The sequence below is a fragment of the Sorangiineae bacterium MSr11954 genome, from assembly GCA_037157815.1.
In the GTDB taxonomy this organism is placed as follows: domain Bacteria; phylum Myxococcota_A; class Polyangia; order Polyangiales; family Polyangiaceae; genus Pendulispora; species Pendulispora albinea.
The window spans coordinates 1,470,852-1,490,203 of the sequence record CP089984.1 but is presented as its reverse complement, the minus strand read 5'-3'; the positions used below and the strand labels follow the sequence as shown (position 1 = coordinate 1,490,203).

Below are 19,352 nucleotides of genomic sequence, written 5' to 3'. Positions count from 1 at the left end.
GCCACCGTGAAAACCGATGTCGTGACCTCCGAGGAGATGGATCGCCGGGGAGCCACCAACGTGGCCGAGGCCCTCACCTCGCAACCGGGGGTGCGGGTGGACCCGGGTGCCTACGGCTACCTGGGGAATGTCAGCGCCATTCAGATTCAGGGCTTCGATCGCAATCGCGTGCTCATTCTCGAAGACGGCGAGCGGATGACGGGGGACGTGGGCGGCGCCATCGATCTGGCCACCCTTCCCACCGGGGATCTTTCGCGCATCGAGATCGTGAGCGGGCCTTCGAGCTCACTCTACGGCTCCAGCGCGCTGGGCGGCGTGGTGAACCTGGTGACCGCGCCGCCGCGCTTCGAGGGGCCGAGCGGTCGCGTGCGCCTCGAAGGGCGAAGCCAGCGGGCGGTCCTGGTGCAAGCCAATGGGGCGTATCGGTCGGGCAAAACATGGGCGGCGCTCGACTTGAACCTGTTTCGTCAGGATGGGCTCGCGCGGGTGGCCGAGCTCCCCGATCGGCAGCTGCCCGATACCGCGCGGCACATGGTGGGGCTGCGCGCCGGCACCGCGCTCTCGAAGCGGATCGATCTTCGGGTGCGCGCGCGGTGGCTCCACGATCGGCTGGACGGGCTGCGCTCGGAGCAGGCGCCGGGGCTGGGGCGCTACCTCATCGATCTTCCGGAGGAGACGCATCGGTATACCCTCCACGTCATCGAGTCGATCGATTTGGGGAAGGGCTCGAACCTTCGCATCACCTTGGGCCGCCAGTGGAGCGACAACGAGACGGCCGACGATCGTCGCAACTCGCCCATCGATCAAATCCGCGATCGGCATCAACGGATGCACAGCATCGAGGCGGTGGCGACCCTGGCCGACGGCCCGCGCACCTGGGTCTTCGGCGGGCGCGCGGAGGCCGAGACGTTCTCGCAGTACCTGACCAAGTCCGAGAGCGTCGCCAGCGGTGTGGTGACCCGGCGGCAAGAAGAGGTGGTGCCTCAGAGCTTCGGCAACGCCGCGATCTACGGGCAGATGGAGTGGCGGCTCGGGAAGCTCACGGTGCTGCCGGGGGTGCGCTTCGAGGGGCACACGCGCTACGGGAGCGCGCTGGCGCCGCGGCTGGCGCTGGCGTACCGGCCGGCGAAGGAGCTCGGGCTGCGCGTCTCCTCGGGTCGCGGCTTTCGCGCGCCCAGCGCCAAGGAGCTGGGGTTCGTCTTCGATCATTCGTATTACGGTTACCGCGTGCTCGGCAATGCGGAGCTGGTGCCGGAGACGTCGTGGGGCGTGAACGCCGATGTGACGTGGCAGCCCGATCGCGCGGTGACCTTGCGGGGTGCGTCGTTCATGAACTGGGTCGACAGCCTGATCGACATCGATCTGGCCAACGGGATCACGCGCGGCACGGTGGTCGACTACCGCTATACGAACTTCGGCAAGGCGCGCACCTTCGGGGCCGACGCCCTCGCCACCCTTCGTCTCTGGAGCGATCGGCTGCGCGCCGACGTGAGCTACTCGTACCTCTGGACGCGCGACGACTCGAGCGATCGCCCGCTCGCGGGGAAGCCGCCGCACACGGTGACGGTGTCGGTGCTCGCGCGCTTGCCGGAGAAGTTCGAGGTGTACGGCCGGTGGCGCATGACCACCGACGCGTTCCTCACGGAGGACTCGCGCTCGCCCGCGTACTCGATGCTCGATTTTCGCCTCGGTCGCGAGGTGTGGCCGAAGTCGCAGGCCTATGTCGGCGTTCTCAATTTGCTCGATGCGCACCAGGACGTCGGGCGGGTGGGCGATACGCGCCCGCCGCTCGGCCGCGTGATCTACCTGGGCCTTCGGGCCGAGCTTCCCTGGGAGGATGAAGATGCGCGCGCGCACCCGTAGCACGATTCACCAGCTCACCGTCCCTCGTTTGGCCATCGCCATGGTCACGTGCATGGCGTGCAGCGATGGCAGCAGCGCCAAGCCGGGCAAGGGCGACGCGGGGGGCGATCCCGACCCGTTTGCCACCGGCACCGAGCTTCGGTTCGACGTCCCCGAGCGCGGTCGCGTCTTCGTTCGCTTGAACGCGCCCGGGGTGGTGAACGTGGCGGGGGATCCCAGAGCATCGGGCGAGTGGGATCTGGCGTTCGAGGGGTTCGAGGTGTTCACCAACAGCGGCCCGTCCGGCGCCGGCAAAGGGGGAGCGTTCGGTCCCCTCGAGGCCGCGTCGTACAACGAGAACCCGCCGCCCGCCATCCCCCGCATCACGGCCGACACCACCGGCGGCGCGTTCCTCCGGTGGTACGCGTACGACGGCGAGGCGCACAAGCTCTATAGCCGCTTTCACGTGCTGGGCATTCAAGACGGCGCGCGCCGCTGGAAGGTCCAAGTGCAAACGTATTACGGCGAGCGCCAAGGCGCGCCGATCAGCGCGCTCTACCGCATTCGCGCCGCGGAGCTGTTCGCCGATCGCGCGGGCAACGCCGTGGAGATCGCGGATCTCGACGGCACCGCGGGCGACGCCAGCGCCGATCCATCGACCCCCAGCGAGTGCCTCGATCTCGGGACGGGTGCGCGCACCATGCTCACCCCGGCCGCCGCGCGCACCTCGCCGGCGTGGCACCTTTGTTTTCGCCGCGATGCCATCTCCGTCAACGGCGAGCTGGGTGGGCCGCGCGGCGTGGGCGCCATCGACTTCGACGGGGCCAAGACGGCGGGCGAGACCTTGCAGCAAGTCATGACGCGAACGGAGGCGGGCGAGAAGGCGCGCTTCGACGCCATCACCTACGCCTCGTTCGAGTCGAAGAACCCGCGCGGCGATCGCATCGTGAGCGCGTTCGGCGACACCTGGCTGGATCCGGCCTCCGCCACCCGCACGCCGGCGCCGGGGGCGTGGGTGGTGAGCAGCGCCAGCGGCGCGCAGAAGTACTTCCTCGGGTTCACCGGCTTCGAGCACGCCACGGCGAAATCCCCGGGGACGGTCGTCGTCCGCATCAAACCGTTCAAAGGATGAGCACAATGAAAAAGCTTGGATTGTCGATTCTTCTTCCGCTCCTCGCGCTTCCCTTCGCCGCCTCGGCCGGCGGCTGCAGCTCGGACGATTCGTCGGTCCCCTTGCCCCAAGACGGCGGCAACGTCCGCGACACGGGGACGGGCACGCCGCAGGACTCCGGCACGAAGCTGGACGGGGGATCGTGCACGGCGGCCAAAGAGACGTTGCTCAAGCCGATCGACTCCGTGTCGGAGGGCGAGGTCGCGGTCCTTCCTTCGGTGGGGCTCTCCAAGACGATTTACGTCGACGCGAGCGCGGGCGGAATCGCGAACGCCGCGAAGAACCCGCGCGTTTACGTGAACCTGGAGACGGCGGCCAAGGTGAGCGTCACCGATCGATCCGCGGAGACGTCGAGCGCGTGGGACCTGGCGCTCAAGCGCGACATCCTCTTCGTGAACAACGGCGACGGCGGTCCCGCCAATGGAAGCGCGCTGTTCCTCGAGGGCAAGGGGTTCGACGACGTGACGGCCGCCGACGCGCAGGGCAAAGATTTCCCCAAGGAGAGCTTCTTCGACCTCGAGTGCAAGGCCAAGCTCGATGAACGGCAGGCGCTCAAGACCACGTTCTCCGGTTGGTACGTCTACGACGAGGCGACGCACCAGATCACGGGCCCCAAGCCCGGCGTGTTCCTCGTCAAGACCGCGGGCGCAAAGCTCTTCAAGGTGCAAATCCTCTCGTACAAGACGCAAAAGCCCGACGCCGGTGCCGCGGCCAGCGCGCAGTACTCGCTGAAGGTCCAGGCGCTTTGAGCCATGCGCGGGGTCGTGGCCAGTATGCTCCTTTTGCTCGCATCGGCCGACGCGCGAGCGGCGGAGACGTGCAGCCGCCCCACCGACGCGGCCGGATATGCCGGTTACGCCTACGGCTCCGCCCCCGCGCTTTCCTTCGATGAACCTCATGTTCGCATTTGGTACGTGCTCGAAGGCCGGCATCGGGTCGCCGCGAGCAGCACGCGCCCGGACGGCGTGCCCGATGACGTCGCGCACACGGCGGCGGTGACCGAAGACGCGCTCGCGCGGTATGCCGCCATGGGCTACCGCGCGCCGCCCACCGACGAAGACACCGCGTGCGGCTCCAACGGCGGAGATGGCCGGCTCGATGTGTACCTCGTCGACTTCACCTCGGCCGACGGCACCGCGGTGCCCGAACGCTGCACGAAGCGCGGCGATGCCCACCGCTGCGCGAGCTTCATCCTGGCGGAGAGCAACTTCGCCGGCCGCTACCCCACGGCCGACGAAGGGATCCGTACGGTCCTTCCGCACGAGGTCTTTCACGCCGTGCAAAACGGCTACGACGCCAATATGGATCGCTTCTGGGCCGAGGGAACGGCGCAGTGGGCCGCCGAGACGCTCGCGCCGTCCCTCACCGATCTGGAGCGATTCCTCCCCGCGTTCTTCCGCGAGCCATCGCGCGCGCTCGACGTACCGCCGGGCAGCGTCACGGGCGCCTACCTGTATGGGTCGGCCATCTGGCCCGTCTACCTGACGCAAACCCACGGCGAAGGCATCGTGCGATCCATCCTGGAAGCGCAAGGCGCCGGCGGCGCGTCCGCCCTCGCCGCGACCGATGCCGTCTTGCGCACGACCCTGAAATCGAGCCTGGCCTCGGAGTACACGCGCTTCGCCATTTGGAACGCGGCCACCGGAGCGCGCGCCGGCCAGGCCGGATACCGCGACGCAAAGGACTACCCCATGGTCGACCTGACCGACCTTCCGAAGGGCGGCGCCCGAGGTATCCTCTCGGGCCTCGGCGCGTTCTATTACCGACTGAAGCTCGATTCGGCGATGCACATCGCGCTCGACGCCGATCCTGCGCGCGTCGCCGCCGCCGTGATCCCCGTCGAAGGCGCCACCGCGCGCATCGACCGCACCGTCGCGCTCTCCCCTGGGAGCATTCCGGCCAAGGTCGATGGAGAGTCGATCCTCGTGGTCAACGGAACCACGACGAGCAAGGTCGACGCACCCTTCGCGCTCACCTTGAGCGCACCGCCGCCGGCGAAGGAGCCCGATCCCGCGCCCCCCGCGGGCGCAACCGCGGACGGCGGCGGCTGTTCGGTCTCGGGGCGGGGCGAACCCGCCGCTTCATTCTCACCTTGGGCGATCCTGCTCGCGCTGGCGCTGTTTTCGGGCGCGCGCAGCCGCTCCTCGTCCGCCCATGAACCGAGCGCCAAGAGCGAGCCCCGCGCCAAGGCAGCATCGAGCCCCCCGGCGCGCATCGTACCCGTGACCGGGCCGGGCTTCATGGCTCGGCGGATTCGGGAGCGAAGGAGGCTCGGTTGATCGAAGCCGTGCATGTGAGCTACCGCACCGGCGGCATCCGGCTCGTCGACGACATTTCACTCGCCGTTGCCCCCGGCGAGGTGGTGGCGCTGGTGGGCCCCAACGGCGCCGGCAAGTCCACGCTCTTGAAGCTGCTCTCCGGCGAGGTCTCCCCCAGCTCCGGCGAGGTGCGCATGGGTGGAAAATCGCTCACCGAGTGGTCTTTGCGCGACCGCGCCAAGGTGCGGGCCTTTCTTGCGCAGCCCGAGGATCTGCGCTTCGCGTTCAGCGGCTTCGACGTGGTCCTGCTCGGGCGGTCGCCCCACATCGCAGGGACCGAATCGATGCGCGATCGCGCCATCGCGCGGCTGGCCATGACCGCCACCGACACGCTCGCCTTCGAGGACCGCACCTACCTGACGCTCTCGGGCGGCGAGCGCCAGCGCATTCAGCTGGCGCGCGCGCTCGCCCAGATCTGGGAGAGCCCCGAGTCGAACACGGGCCCGCTCGCGCACCCGCGCGCACTCTTGCTGGACCAGCCCACGAACGACCTGGATCTCCGCCATCAGCACACCGTGCTGCACTGGGCCCGAAAAATGGCGGCCGACGGGGTCGCGGTGGTGGCGGTGCTGCACGATCTCAACCTGGCCGCGCAGTGCGCCGACCGAATCGCCGTGCTTCGCCGCGGCCGCTGCATCGCATCCGGGCCGCCGCAGGCCGTGCTGAACGCCGAGCTTTTGCGCGAGGTCTTCGACGTCGAGGCGACGGTGCTGCCGCACCCCGAGCTTGCCTGCCCCCTGATCGTCACGCGGGGCCTGGCATCTACGTTACGTCCCGCCCCGTCCTTCACGTCTTCGGACAGCGAAGCGCGTTGCAAAGAAAGAGGTCCATCATGAGTCGAGAGGATCTGTACGAGCGGTGGCTCGCCCTTCGGGCCTCCGAGAAACGCTTATTTGCCGTCGACGCCGCGACCCGTTTGAATGTCACCGAGTGCGAGCTGGTCGCCTCCGCCTGCGGCGCCGCGGGCTCGCCCGCCGCCGTGCGGCTGGGCGTCTCCGACTGGAGCGAGCTGCTCCTGACCTTGCCCAAGCTGGGAAAGGTGAAAACCATCACGCGCAACCCTTCGGCGGTCATCGAAATCGAGGGGAGCTACGACCGGGTCGAGTTCTTCGGCCTCATGGGCCAGAGCGTGGGCTCGATCGACCTGCGTATCTTCCTTCGCGTATGGCGCCACGCGTTTTACATCAAGGAGGAAACCGCACGCGGCATTTCCGAGAGCCTGCAGTTCTTCGACGCCACGGGGCGGGCCATTCACAAGTTGTATGTGCGGCCGGAGACCAACCGTGAGGTGTTCTCCGAGCTGATCGAGAAATACCGCGCCGCCGATCAAACCACGACGCAAGTCGTCGAGCACCCCACCCCACCCCGGGCGCCGCTCCCGGACCGCGACATCGACGCGGAAGAACTCCGCAAAGCGTGGTTGGCGATGAGCGACACGCACGAGTTCTTCGGTCTTCTGCAGCGCTTCAACGTCACTCGGACCCAAGCGCTGCGCCTCGGCGGCAGCGATCTGGCCTATCCCGTCGCGCTGGACAGCCTGGAGCGCGTCCTCGAGAGCAGTGCGTCATCGGCGCTGCCGATCATGGTCTTCGTCGGCAACCCCGGGATCATCCAGATTTATTCGGGTCCGGTGGGCAAGCTGGTCCCGATGGATAGCTGGATCAACATTCTCGATCCCGCCTTCAACCTGCATGTAAGACGCGATCTCATCGACTCGGCCTGGATCGTCCGCAAACCAACCAAGGACGGCAACGTCACATCGCTCGAGCTCTACACGGCCGAAGGCGACCAAATCGCACTCCTCGTCGGCCAGCGAAAACCCGGGCAAAAAGAGAACGAATCCTGGCGCAACACGCTCGAAACGCTCCCGCGAGCGGGGTCCGCTTAGCCCCGATTCGCCCACCCGTCTCAGCCGACCAGGTGTGAAAACGTCACCGTCCCGTCGCAATTATTTTGATTTCTCTTGCGCGCACCGAATGCCGTGGTTCTAATTAACTACGCGCAGGTTCTGCGTGACGTTCTGACGTGATGGTGGCGAAGAGGAGCCCACCGGTTGCCGTCGAAAGCGCTGTGTTTTCACCCGTTCTGTTTGTGTTTGCTGTGTTGTGTTTACGCGCGAAACGGATGGGACTGTCTTTGCGGAGAGAGGGTCGCTGGGTGCCGAAACGAGCCTTCGTACAAGCCGTTTACCTTATGTAAGCGGCTCCACCAGGAGGTATCAGTCTGGATTGAAAATCATATTCGATATTCAAAGACCCCGTTGAAAACCGACGGGGATCCCCAAGCCACGGGAAGCACCTGGCAACGACTTATCTCCCCGCGCGACGCCGGCATCATTGCCGGCGTCGCTTTTTAATTTGGTCGCTTTGCGGCATCCGTTTTCGTGCGTGCGCCGGCATTTGCGCGTGCGGCGGTGGCGGCCGCGCGCGGCGGGGGCGCGTCGCGAAGCATGGCCGCGAGGCGCGCTTCGACCCGGGAAATGGACGTTCTGAGACACGCTACGCGGCGGACGGACGACGATGGGCAACGTCGTGTCGCCGGCGCGGGGCGGTGGGCGCGGAAAGAGCGCGGTGTTTCACGACGGTCGTGCTAGTGAGCGCGCCGCCATCGTTCGAAGAAGCTTCAGCTGACCTCGCGCACCTACACAATTTGCGGAGATTTGCAACGAATCCGTTTTAACGGACATCCACCTGGCACCACGGGCACCATCTCCAACCGACAACGACGACCAGTCCGCCAAGGCGTTGGCACTGCACTACGTTCATTCACCCACGTTGGACCCGAGAGTACACACCGGGCACCCGCTGGCATCACAGGCACCGCGCCATCGCGCGATGCACGGGGATCCCTCACCCGACGTCGAACGAGGACAAGGCCGCAAGCGGCTGATGGAATTCGTGCGTCACGGTGTACGCAATTAAGAAGCAAAATCGGAATTGCTCGATTTTGAAAGTTTCGCACGAAGTCCCAGTCGCCGCGGCAATTAGTCGGTTTACCGGAGGTAGGTCAGATGCGCATTGGCGCCAAGATATCGGTGCTCATAGCGGTTGTCGCGATGACGGCGGCCGCTTGTGGGAGCACGGAGCAGAGTTTTTTCGATCCCCCCGATAATGGGGACATTAAAGACGGAGGCAATGCCAATCCCGACACCGGCGGCTTCAGTCGCGGCGACAGCTCCACGGGCGGGAAGACCAACTGCAAGCCACGCACGTGTGTGGAAGCGGGGGTCTTCTGCGGGCCCGCCGGAGACGGGTGTGGTGGGGTCCTCCAGTGCGGCACTTGCACGGGAACGGATACCTGTGGAGGTGGCGGGAAACACAGCACCTGCGGGGGCGGTAGCCGGTGCGTGCCCAAGACCTGTGCCGACGTGGGGGCCTCGTGCGGCCCCGTGGGCGATGGCTGCGGAGGCCTCATCGATTGCGGTGAGTGCAACGTGCCGGGAGAAACCTGCGGCGGCGCCGGTGTGCCCAGCAAGTGCGGCCGCGATCCCAAGTGCAAGCCGCAAACCTGCGCCGACCAAGGGTTCACCTGTGGACTTGCGGGCGACGGGTGCGGCGGAGTCCTGGAGTGCGGCACGTGTCCAACCGGGCAAGCGTGCGGCGGCGGCGGCAAGCTTGGCCAATGCGGCGGACAAGTGGTCGACGGCGGCACGAACAACTGCACGCCGAAGACGTGCAACGAGCTGGGGAAAGACTGCGGTCCCGTGGGCGATGGCTGCGGCGGGCTCCTCCAGTGCGGCGTGTGCAACGCCCCCGCGACCTGCGGCGGCGGCGGCAACCCCAGCGTCTGCGGCGGCACGAGCGCGTGCATTCCGAAGACGTGCAAACAGCTCAACGCCAACTGCGGTCCCGTGGGCGATGGGTGCGGTGGAAAGCTCGATTGCGGAAAGTGCGACGCGCCGCAAACGTGCGGTGGCGGAGGAACGCCCAGCGTGTGCGGAGGCTACTCGGCGCCGTGCATCAAGCGGACGTGCGATCAAGCGGGCGCCAACTGCGGTCCCGTAGCCGATGGCTGCGGCGGTCTCATGAACTGCGGAACGTGCAATGCGCCCGAGATCTGCGGCGGCGGCGGCAAGCCGAGCATGTGCGGCGATGGAAGCGTGAGTCTGCCCGACGCGGGCTGCACCAACCTTTGCCCGCGGCAAGTCAAGTGCGATGGTGGAACCACCACCACCTTGACCGGCAAGGTGTACGCGCCCAACGGCAAGACGCCGCTCTACAACGCGGTCGTCTACGTTCCCAACGCGGACCTCGAAGCGTTCAAGCCCGGTGTCCAGTGCACCCAGTGCGGATCCGAGGTATCGGGCCAACCGCTGGTGAAAACCTTCAGCGGCACCGACGGCTCGTTCACCCTGAAGAACGTGCCCGCGGGCGCGAACATCCCGCTGGTCGTTCAGATGGGACGCTGGCGCCGCAAGATCACCATCCCCAACGTCCCCGCGTGCGCGACCACCGAGCTGACCGATCGCAATATGACCCGGTTGCCGAAGAACAAGCGGGACGGCGACGGCAACAAGGCGGATATCCCCCTCACCGCGATCTCCACGGGCAGCGTCGACGCCTTGGAGTGCGTCCTTCGCAAGGCCGGCGTCTCGGACAGCGAGTTCACCCATCCGACCGGCGACGGGCGCATTCGCATGTACCAAGGCGACCGATGGGCAAACGGTCGCTCGCGGGGTGCGCGTCCCCCGAATGGGACCGCCACGTCGGAGGATTACCTCGTCAACCGACTCGACACCTTGAAGACATACGATCAGGTCATCTTCGCGTGCGAGGGCAACCAGGTTAACGAGGACGAGCGCTACACCCAGAACGTGCGTGACTACACCAGCATTGGCGGTCGTATCTTCACCACGCACTACAGCTACGCGTGGCTCCACAAGCAGGAGCCCTTCTCCAACACGGCCAACTGGCACGTGGAGCAAGGCAATCCCTCGAGCCCGCTCACGTCCGTCATCGATCTCAGCTTCACCAAGGGCCGCGCCTTCTCCGACTGGTTGGCTGCGGTGGGCGGTCTGAGCGTGAACGATCCGGATCCCGCGCGCCGAGAGGTCAGCATCGTCGATCCCCGCCGCGACCTGGACGCCGTCATCGCGCCGGCGCAACGGTGGATCTACGCGAAGGACGATCCCAGCATCATCGAACACTTCACGTTCAACACACCGGTCGGTGCGGCAGAGAAGGACCAGTGCGGTCGCGTCATCTTCAGCGACTTCCACGTGACCGACTCGCGCATCAACGAGGCTACGTTCCCGACGGAGTGCAACAACGACGAGCTGTCGGCGCAGGAGAAGATGCTCCTCTTCATGCTGTTCGACCTCGGCGCATGCATCGAGCCCGACAAGCCGAAGCCCGATCCGACCTGCACCCCCCGCACCACCTGCCCGCCCGAAATCAAGTGCGGACCGATGGGCGATGGCTGCGGCGGACAAATCGACTGCGGCCGATGCACGCCTCCCCAGACGTGCGGCGGCGGCGGTATCCCCAGCCAATGCGGTGGGACCTCGTGCACGCCGCGCACGTGCCAACAAGCCGGGGTCGAGTGCGGCCCCATCGGCGACGGCTGCGGCGGCGAGATCTACTGCGGCGATTGCCCCACGGGTAAGACCTGCGGTGGCGGCGGTATCCCCAACAAGTGCGGCAGCCCGAGCTGCGTCCCCCTCACGTGCGACAAGGCGCGGGTCACCTGCGGCCCCATGGGCGATGGCTGCGGCGGCGTCGTTCAATGCGGCGCCTGCGAGACAGGTCAGTTCTGCGGCGGCGGCGGCTCGCCGGGCCAGTGCGGCAACAGCAACTGCAAACCCCGTACATGCGCCGATATCGGAGCAAAGTGCGGTCCGATCGCCGACGGCTGCGGCGGCGTCGTCCAATGCGGCGTGTGCGATCGAACCCAAGGGACGTGCGGCGGCGGCGGCACCCCGAACCAGTGCGGTCCGGGAAGCTGCAAACCGCGCACATGCGAAGACGTCGGCGCGACCTGCGGTCCCATCGGCGACGGCTGCGGCGGCACGGTCAATTGCGGCCCCTGCAACCAACCGGGCCAAACGTGCGGCGGCGGCGGCACCCCGAGCAAGTGCGGCGGCTGCAGCCCGCTCACCTGCCAACAAATGGGCGCCGAGTGCGGCCCCGCCGGCGACGGTTGCGGCGGTCAACTCGATTGCGGCGGCTGCCCGATCCCAGGCGACACCTGCGGCGGCGGCGGCGTCGCCTTCAAGTGCGGACATCCGAAGATCGACTGATCCGCGCTAGTCGCTGAGGGCGCATCCCTCGAAGACCGCGTGCTCCGGAGACGGACACGCGGTCTTCGTGTTTTGTGCGGGTCGAGCCCGCGCGCTGCCGAGGGTCGCCAGTTGCACGGATACGAATCTTCCAATTCCGACCAATCAACGACACGCATCACGCAATAAAGCTTCGTGCGATTCAAAGTAGACCCAAATACGATTTACAGCCCAAAGGCGCGAATATCGACTTTGGATTGCATGACGGCACGCGCGGCTCTTCGATGCACGGCAGAGTTGGACTCGACGGCCGGGCGCGTAGGACGGTACCGTGCGCCTTCCGCGGTCCAGATCGTGTGAACGCTGCCCCACCCCGCGCGAGGTGCGCGAGCAGGCCCCCGCTCGACGCGAACCTCGGCACAAGGTACTCCTTGTTGCCATGACCCCAAAAGGCGGGCACTTATCCCCGGAGCTGGAAGAAGCCCTCGCCAAAGCCGAAGCGGCCGTCTCACGCTATTTTCAGGAGTGCCGTGGGGAGCCCGGGCGCGGAATCATCGAAATATCCGGGGAGCGCTACGTCCTCATCCGAGCGGGCGCGCTCTCCGTCGAGTTCTTCGATTTGGTCCGCGATCTCTACGGGCCCGAGCGCCGTTGCGAGGCGGACGACTTTGCGCGCAATATCCTCTTCGACTTGGCGCACGCCTTTGGAAAGTCCGACGCGCACATTCTGCAAGCCAAGTTGAAGCTCACCGACCCCATCGCGCGCATGGCGGCCGGTCCCGCCCACTTCGCCCATACGGGATGGGCCGACGTGGAGCTCTTCCCCGAGTCCGTCAGCGAAGCCGATCCGGAGCGGTTTTTCTCGGTCTACGATCACCCCGTCTCCTTCGAGGCCGACGCGTGGGCCCGCGCCGGGCGTACGCCGATCGACTTCCCCGTTTGCATCATGAACGCCGGGTATTCGGCCGGATGGTGCGAGGAGTGCTTCGGCCTGAAGCTCGTCGCCAGCGAGATCCTCTGCCGCGCCAAGGGGGACGCGACGTGCCGCTTCATCATGGCGCACCCGTCGCAGATCGAAGAGCATATTGCAAACTACATGCAACGGCAGCCTCAGTTGGCGCCCACCATGAAGAACTATGCGGTGCCCGATCTGTTCGCCCGCAAGCGCATGGAGGACGAGCTCCGGGAGGCGCACGACGAGCTCGAGGATCGGGTGCGGCTACGCACGCAGGAGCTCACCACCTCCAATGAGCTCCTCAAGCAGGAGATGGCCGAGCGCGCGCAGGTGGAGCGCAAGCTGCGACAAGCGGCCAAGATGGAGGCCATTGGACGGTTGAGCGGCGGCATCGCGCACGACTTCAACAATTTGCTCGCGGTGATCCTGACCCGTACGGATTTGCTTTTGCGCCGGCTCGGGCGGCTGGAGCAGACCGCGAAGCTCGCGGAGGCCATCGCCGATGTCGACGAGATCAAAAAGGCCAGCGAGCGCGCTGCGAAGCTTACGCGGCAGCTCCTTGCCTTTGGGCGCGCGCAGGTGCTCCGCCACGAGACCCTCGAGCTCAACGACGTGGTGGGCGATCTCGCGCGCACGATGGTGCCCCTGGTCGGCGAGGACGTCATCCTCGTTCCGAAGCTCTCGGCCGAGCGCCTCTATGTGTATGCCGACCGCGGGCAGATCGAACAAGCGATGATGAACGTGGTCGTCAATGCGCGCGACGCCATGCCGAGTGGCGGCTCGCTCACCATCGAGACGGCCGCCGTGGAGCTCTCCGATGCCGCGCGTCTCAGCACCGGGGAGCTTCGCGCCGGGAGGTACAACGTGCTGACGCTCAGCGACACCGGCGATGGGATGAGCGAAGAGATCCTCTCGCAGATCTTCGACCCGTTCTTCACCACCAAGCCGCCGGGCAAGGGAACGGGGCTCGGCCTCTCCACCGTGTACGGCGCCGTTCAGCAGTCGCGCGGCGGCATCGACGTGGCCAGCACCCCGGGACGCGGGACCACGTTTGCCATTTATCTCCCGGCCGTCGAGCCGCAGGAGAAGCCCCCGCGCACGGTGGTCTCCCCTCCCCGCTGGATGACCGGCACCGAAACGGTGCTCCTGGCCGAGGACGAGCGGGAGCTCCGGCGCGGGGTGGCCGAGGTGCTTCGGGAGTGCGGCTACCGGGTCCTGGAGGCGCGCAGCCCCGAGGAGGCGCTGGCGATGGCCGAGCAGAATCCGGAGACCATCGACCTCTTGATCACCGATGTGATCATGCCGAAAATGGGCGGCGGCGAGCTGGCCCAACGGGTCATGGCCACCCGGCCGCGCATCCGCATCCTCTTCATGTCCGGCTACGCACCCGATGCCGCCATCCACGGCACCCTCTTCGAAGCAGGCGCCACCCTCTTGGTCAAACCGTTCCTCCCCGACGAACTCGCCCGCAAAATCCGAGAAGTGCTCGATCGCTAATCCGGCGAAGCTGCGAAACCCGCCACCCCGTGCGCCCGCCGCACCGCCAGTCCCCCACCCGGCATTAGATGTGCTAAGCCGCACATCATGTTGACCGAATCCCGCGACACGCTCCAAGACCTCAAAAGGCGCCTCACGGCGCTAAGGGGGCATCTTTGACGTCGCTCGACTGAAGCGCGAGCTCGATCGCCTCGGCGAGCAGACCCTGGCACCCGGCTTTTGGGACGATCAGAACAAGGCCCTCGCCCTCACCCGCAAGCGCTCGATGATCGAGCAGACCGTCACGAGCTTCGAGAAGCTCGCGCAGGACGTGGAGGACGCCGCCGTTCTCCTCGAGCTCGGCGCCCAAGAGCGCGACGAGGAGACCATCGCGGAGGTCGCCAAAGGCGTGCCCGCCTTGGAGCAGCGCGTGCGGCAAACGGAGCTGGCGCGCATGCTCTCGGGCCCGGCGGACCGCTCGGGCGCCATCGTGAGCATCCACCCCGGCGCGGGAGGCACCGACGCCAAGGACTGGGCCCAGATGCTCTCGCGCATGTACCTCCGCTGGTGCGAGCGGCGCGGGTACAAGACGGAGGTCATCGACTACCAAGAGGGTGACGAGGCAGGCATCGACGCCATTTCCTTCACCGTGTCGGGCGACTCCGCCTACGGCTACCTCCGGTCCGAAAATGGTGTGCATCGGCTGGTGCGCATGAGCCCCTTCAACGCCGATCACACGCGCCAGACGGCGTTCGCCGCGGTCGAGGTCACGCCCGATCTGGACGACGACATTCAGATCGAGGTGCAGGACAAGGACATCGAGATCACCACCATGCGCGCCGGAGGCAAGGGCGGGCAGAACGTCAACAAGGTGGAGACGGCGGTCCGGCTGCGGCATTTACCGACCGGGTTGAACATCGTCTGTCGGGCGGAGCGCTCGCAGCATCAGAACCGCGCCATGGCCATGAAAATGCTCAAGGCCAAGCTCTACGAGCTGGAGCTGCAGAAGCGCGAGCAGGCCAACGCGGCATACCAGGCCACCAAGAGCGCCATCAACTTCGGCAGCCAGATTCGCAATTACGTGCTCCAACCGTACAGGCTCGTAAAGGACACGCGCACCGCCTACGAAGAGAGCAACGTCGATGCGGTGCTCGACGGCGATTTGGACGCCTTCCTCGAGGCCTATTTGCTGGCGGCAGCAGGAGGCGACCTCAAAAAGGGCGTTTCCACGGAGGACTCAGCCGAATTGGCGTGATAAACCCTGCCCACCACGATGTCCGACCAAGGGTCAACTCCGAACTCGCCCTCGAAATCCGCTCGTTCCTCCGGCGCCGCCGGCTCCTCTGGCGCGCCCGGCGCCTCGGCTTCACCCGCCCCGTCGCAGGGTGCTGGGGGATCGGCCGAGCAGGCCTTGCTCGAAGCACGAAAGAACAAGGCGCAGCGGGTGCGCGCGCGCGGGGAGAATCCCTTTGCCAACGACGTCGTCCCCCGCTTGCCCGGCTCCGAGACGAAAGACATCGGGGCCGTGCGCGAGGCGGCGCAGGGTGCGCTCGAAGGCGGTAAGTACGGCGAGGAGGCGGTCAAGAAGCTCACGGAGGGGCGCACGTTTCATGTGCACGGCCGCATCGTGGCCTTTCGCTCCGCGGGCGGGCTCTCCTTCCTTCGCTTGCGCGACCGCACGGGCGAGATTCAGCTCCTGGTGAGCCAAGCGGCGCTGGGCGAGGCGTACGGCCGGCTCGACGATCTCGATATCGGCGACATCCTCGAGGCCGAGGGCACCCTCACCGCGTCCAAGCGCGGCGAGCTCTCGATCGAGCCAGCCCGCATCCGTCTCTTGACCAAGGCCCTGCGGCCCTTGCCCGAGAAGTGGCACGGCCTCTCCGACGTCGAGACGCGCTACCGTCAGCGCTACGTCGATCTCATCGCCAACCCCGACGTGGCCAACGTGTTTCGCGCGCGCAGCCACATCGTCCGCGCCACGCGCGCGGCGCTCGACGAGGCCGACTTCCTCGAGGTGGAGACGCCCACCCTCAACTCGCTCATCGGCGGCGCCGCCGCGCGGCCGTTCAATACGCACCACAACGCGCTCGACATGGATCTGTACCTGCGGATCGCGCCCGAGCTCTATTTGAAGCGCCTGGTGGTCGGAGGGCTGGAGCGCGTCTACGAGATTGGCCGCTGTTACCGGAACGAAGGGATCAGCACGCGGCACAATCCCGAGTTCACCATGCTGGAATATTACTGGGCGTACGCGACTTACGAGACGCTCATGGACTTCACCGAGACGATGCTCCGGCACATCGACGGCCATCTTGCGCGCACGATGCCCGAGGCGCATCGCGCGTGGCTCTCGGCGCGCTCCTTTACCCTCGACGAGCCCTTTGCCCGCGTGCCGATGGAGTCGGCGGTGGCGCTGGCAGCGGAGAAGACCGGCATCGCCGATTGGCAGAGCGCCGTGGCGGCCCCGGTGGGCGGTGCGGGCCTGGTGGCGCTGCTTCGCACGGACTTCGTGGAGCGCATCAAGGAGTGGTCGAAGAGCTCCCCGCGCGCCAAAGGGCTCGACTGGGGCAACCTGCGCAAAGGGCTCGCCAAGTGCGAGAACGACGGCGAGCGCCTCTTCGCGCTCTACGAGTACATCGCCGAGCCGTTCCTGGTGGAGGACTACCGCTCCCAAGACGGCACCAAGAGCCTCCCGGTGTTCGTCAAAGATCACCCCTACGAGACCTCGCCCCTCTCGCGCAGGAACGACGTGCGCCCCGAGCTGGTCGACCGCTTCGAGCTGTTCGTCCAGGGCCGCGAGCTGTGCAACGCCTTCAGTGAGCTCAACGATCCGGAAGACCAAGCGGACCGCTTCCGCGCGCAGGTCGCGCTCAAGGCGCGGGGCGCCGAGGAGACCATGGACTTCGACGAGGACTACGTGCGCGCGCTGGAGCATGCCATGCCGCCGGCCGCGGGGCTCGGGATGGGCATCGATCGGCTGACGATGCTCCTCACCAACGCGCCGTCCATCCGCGACGTCATCCTCTTTCCGCTGCTCCGGGCCGAGTCGGGGGCGTAGCACGCGATGAGCAACGACGTCGCGATGAGCAACCACGTGCAGGAGCCGGCGCGCTGGGCCGGCGAGGACATCGAGCAGCCGTGGACGCCGGGCGAGGGTCTCGGGGTCGCGGGCGGCGCGCTGAAGCGGCACTTCGGCTCGATGCTCCTGCGGACCTTGGGGCTCTACCTCGCGACCTTCCTCCTGCCCCTGTTCCCCATCTTCGATGCCTTGCTCGCGGAGGGCGCCCTCGCCGCCGTGCGCGATGCCCCGCTGCCCCCGCGCAGCTTCGGGCGCTTGCTCGTGCGGGCGCTCCGGCTCGCGGGCTTTCGCATCCTGACCGCGCTGGCGGTGTTGCTCCTGCCGGGCCTCGTCTTCGGGACGTGCGCGCTCGCGGGGGTGTTCTCGCCCTGGGAGTACACGAGCGCGCTGCCCGCGCTGGCGGTGGGCCTGGCGTTTCGGCTGAAGTTCGCCTTTACGCCGTTCTTCATCGTGGAGGACGATCGGCCGCTCTTCGAGGCCATGCGACGAAGCTGGAAGGCCACGTCCACGTGCATGGTCTCCATCTTCTTCTACGACGTGATGCTGCTGCCGATTTACGCGCTCGGCCTGGTCCCCATCGTGGGGAGCACGCTCTCGCTCGGCCTGGAGCGCCTCGGCCACGCCTACGGGTACGCGCGCGCCACCGGGCGCAACGAGCTGCCGTGGCAGAAGCCCGATTACGCGGCCAAGATCGTTCGCCGGTACCTGCGCATCATCTTCGTGACCTTGCTCGCGGTGTTCGCCGTGCTCACCGCGTGGATCCGCACCTTGCCCACCCTGCGCGGCTCCGCGTGGTCGCTCAAGGACACCATCCTGCGCGCGGGCGCCATCGTGAGCAGCGTGACCGCCATCCTCATCGGCCTGGCGCTGCTCTTGCCATATGTGCTCGATCGGCTCGAGCGCCGAGGGTTCTCGTCGTTCGTGGGCGCGCGGCACATTCGCGCGCAAAAGAGCGGGTTTTTGACGGTGATTTCGGCCTTGGCCATCTGCGGGGTGGCGCTGTCATCGTGCTCGCTCTCCAGCGTGGTCAATGTGATGGGCGGCTTCGGGCAGGATCTCAAACGCAAGATCCTCGGCAACAACGCGCACATCGTCATCGACATGACCAGCCAGTCCACCTGGGAGGGCTACGATGACGTGCTCACCAAGGTCCGCTTGGTGCCCGGGGTCACGGGGGCCACTCCGGTGGTGCACGGCGAGGGCATGATCTCGAGCCCCTCGAACTTGTCCGGCGTGATCGTGCGCGGCGTGGATCCGGGCACCATCGGGGGCGTGATCGAGCTGCCGAACAACATCGAGGTCGGCAAGTTCGAGTACTTGGAGCACCCGGAGAAGCTCGCCCACCTGGCCCCCGACGAGGTGATCGGCCTCGGCTCGCACGGCGAGCAGTTCCTCAAGGGCACGGAGCTCGGGCTGCCCGACGACATCGATCCGCAGGTCCGCGACGCCATCATGGCCAAGCCCGTCCGCCCCGGCATCATCATCGGGCGCGAGCTGGCCAAGACGCTCCACGTCTACGTGGGCGACGAGGTCACCTTGGTGTCGGCGCTGGGCGATCTGGGGCCCATGGGCATCATGCCGCGCACCCGGAAATTCCGCATCGCCGCCATCTTCTTCAGCGGCATGTACGAGTACGACGCGAGCCACGTGTACACCACGCTCGACGTGGCCGACGAGTACTTCGCCCTCGGCAACAAGGTGCACGCCATCGACGTGAAGGTGGAGAACGCGGAGCGCGCGGACGCGTTCACGGGCCCCATCACCGATGCCATGGCCCGGCCCGAGCTGCGCGTGCGCGACTGGCGCGAGATCAACCGGAACCTCTTCTCGGCGCTCAAGCTCGAGAGGTTCGCCACCTTCATCATCCTCTCGATCGCCATCATCGTGGCGAGCTTCGGCATCATCTGCACCTTGCTGCTGATGGTCACCGAAAAAGGCAAAGAAATCGCCATCTTGAAGGCGCTAGGGGCGCGCGATCGATCGATCATGCAGACCTTCATGACCGAGGGGATCATCATCGGCGCCATCGGCACCACCTTCGGCCTGGCCTCCGCGCTCTCGCTCTGCACCGGCCTCAAGTGGTTCGGCCTGCGGCTGGATCCGGACGTGTATTACATCGATCGGTTGCCCATCAACGTGGACGCGCTCGATTTTCTCTCGGTGGGCGTGGCGGCCATGGTCATCTGCACCTTGGCCACCGTCTACCCAGCCTACGCCGCCTCGACCCTGCGTCCGATGGATGGCCTGCGTTACGAGTGAAAGGAACTGGATAGTCGTGCCCAACGCGTTGGTCA

11 protein-coding genes are annotated in these 19,352 nt (G+C 66.8%); all 11 read left to right on the top strand.

Annotated elements, in window-relative coordinates:
- The first annotated feature begins 6 nt into the window (after positions 1–6).
- The 11 genes from LZC94_06050 to LZC94_06000 all read left to right on the top strand — a co-directional run bounded on the left by LZC94_06050 (position 7) and on the right by LZC94_06000 (position 19,317).
- Positions 7–1,863 carry a TonB-dependent receptor gene (locus LZC94_06050; GenBank protein WXB16837.1) on the top strand — a complete coding sequence of 619 codons (1,857 nt, stop codon included), beginning with the start codon at positions 7–9 and terminating at the stop codon, positions 1,861–1,863.
- Positions 1,844–2,974, top strand: coding sequence for an HmuY family protein (locus LZC94_06045; GenBank protein WXB16836.1), 1,131 nt, complete (start codon positions 1,844–1,846; stop codon positions 2,972–2,974). The genes LZC94_06050 and LZC94_06045 overlap by 20 nt, the downstream gene beginning before the upstream one ends.
- A gap of 5 nt (positions 2,975–2,979) precedes the next feature.
- Positions 2,980–3,762 carry an HmuY family protein gene (locus tag LZC94_06040; GenBank protein WXB16835.1) on the top strand — a complete coding sequence of 261 codons (783 nt, stop codon included), beginning with the start codon at positions 2,980–2,982 and terminating at the stop codon, positions 3,760–3,762.
- Positions 3,763–3,777: 15 nt separating this feature from the next.
- Positions 3,778–5,292 carry a hypothetical protein gene (locus LZC94_06035; protein WXB16834.1) on the top strand — a complete coding sequence of 505 codons (1,515 nt, stop codon included), beginning with the start codon at positions 3,778–3,780 and terminating at the stop codon, positions 5,290–5,292.
- Positions 5,289–6,167 carry a heme ABC transporter ATP-binding protein gene (locus LZC94_06030; protein ID WXB16833.1) on the top strand — a complete coding sequence of 293 codons (879 nt, stop codon included), beginning with the start codon at positions 5,289–5,291 and terminating at the stop codon, positions 6,165–6,167. Before LZC94_06035 ends, LZC94_06030 begins: the two co-directional genes overlap by 4 nt.
- Positions 6,164–7,219, top strand: coding sequence for a hemin-degrading factor (locus LZC94_06025; GenBank protein WXB16832.1), 1,056 nt, complete (start codon positions 6,164–6,166; stop codon positions 7,217–7,219). Before LZC94_06030 ends, LZC94_06025 begins: the two co-directional genes overlap by 4 nt.
- Before the next feature lie 1,458 nt (positions 7,220–8,677).
- On the top strand, positions 8,678–11,569 hold the full coding sequence (locus LZC94_06020) for a hypothetical protein (GenBank protein ID WXB16831.1): 2,892 nt from the start codon (positions 8,678–8,680) through the stop codon (positions 11,567–11,569).
- A gap of 418 nt (positions 11,570–11,987) precedes the next feature.
- Positions 11,988–14,000 carry an ATP-binding protein gene (locus LZC94_06015; protein WXB16830.1) on the top strand — a complete coding sequence of 671 codons (2,013 nt, stop codon included), beginning with the start codon at positions 11,988–11,990 and terminating at the stop codon, positions 13,998–14,000.
- A gap of 87 nt (positions 14,001–14,087) precedes the next feature.
- Positions 14,088–15,234, top strand: a protein-coding gene (gene prfB / locus LZC94_06010) for a peptide chain release factor 2 (GenBank protein WXB16829.1) whose coding sequence is annotated in 2 segments (ribosomal slippage) — positions 14,088–14,156 and positions 14,158–15,234 — 1,146 coding nt in all. Because the reading frame shifts where the segments join, the coding sequence is not laid out codon by codon here.
- 156 nt (positions 15,235–15,390) lie between these two features.
- Positions 15,391–17,037, top strand: a complete 1,647-nt coding sequence (locus LZC94_06005) for a lysine--tRNA ligase (protein WXB16828.1) — start codon at positions 15,391–15,393, stop codon at positions 17,035–17,037.
- Between the two features lie 6 nt (positions 17,038–17,043).
- The gene (locus LZC94_06000) at positions 17,044–19,317 is read left to right on the top strand and encodes an ABC transporter permease (protein WXB16827.1); all 2,274 of its coding nucleotides are present in this window, start codon (positions 17,044–17,046) and stop codon (positions 19,315–19,317) included.
- Positions 19,318–19,352 lie beyond the last annotated feature (35 nt).